Raw genomic sequence first — 287 nt, forward strand, 5'->3', positions numbered from 1 at the left:
GGCTTCCGGACGCGCCGCCGGCGCCGGCAATGGCGAATGCCGTCCGCACGCTGCATGAGCTGGGCGCCATTGACGACGGCGGCCGGGCCACCGATGTGGGGCGTGTCCTCTCGCGGGTTCCAACCGATCCCCGGCTGGGCCGGGCACTGCTGGATGGTGCGGCTGTGGTGGGCCGGCAGGTGGCCGCCGAAGTGGTCGCCTTGGTCTCCGGCGAGGAACGGGCACCCGGGGCAGACATTACGGTGCTGCTGTCCCGGCTGCGTTCGGCAGGCCGCGGCGACCCCGCC

At 74.2% G+C, this 287-nt stretch carries 1 protein-coding gene; it reads left to right on the forward strand.

Features of this window, described 5'->3' with window-relative positions:
* Nucleotides 1–29 precede the first annotated feature (29 nt).
* Nucleotides 30–287, forward strand: a 258-nt coding sequence (locus AC5RUJ_RS19005) for a hypothetical protein (protein ID WP_494156608.1), incomplete at its 3' end; no start/stop codon positions are given.

Source organism: Arthrobacter sp. Y3223164 (genome assembly GCF_059091005.1).